The sequence below is a fragment of the Bacillus sp. FG16 genome (genome assembly GCF_057809515.1).
In genome coordinates, this window is sequence record NZ_JBMDKC010000313.1 from 1 (window position 1) to 521 (window position 521).

Annotated in this window: 1 pseudogene; it reads left to right on the forward strand. The window is 41.5% G+C overall.

Annotation, left to right across the window (positions count from 1 at the left end):
• Positions 1-521, forward strand: a pseudogene (locus ACODS7_RS32490) (LPD38 domain-containing protein); the annotation flags it as partial.

Consider the following 521-nt stretch of genomic DNA (forward strand, 5'->3'; position numbering starts at 1 on the left):
CTTGCGGCAGGAACACCGAAAAAGGCGCAAATGAAGGTGGAAGAGTTCCGTACGATTTTTGGAGATTCCAAGGTTGATATGGCGGATATTCGGGATTATGTGACTGCCATTCATGCACAGGATTTGGAGAAGCAAGGTATTAAAACAGGGTTCACTCCGGAAGAAATTGAAAAAACGATTACGAAATTTGATACACCTGAAGTTCGTGATGCGCATCAAAAAATCAAAGCGTATAACGATTCCTTGTTAGATATGTTGGTGGAAGGAAATATGTTATCGAAGGATGCAGTAGCTGCCATGCGGGAAAAGCATCCAAACTACATGCCATTTAACCGTTACTTTGATGAAGAGGGGGTGGGGGAAGGATTCGGAGGCGGAAAAGGATTTGTAGATTTAACCAATCCAGTTAAGCGTATAGAAGGTTCGAGCCGAAATGTCATTGATCCATTTGAAAGCATTGTGAAAAATACTTTTAAATCGATGCAAGCAATAGAGCGAAATAAAGTTGGTTTGTCTCTTGC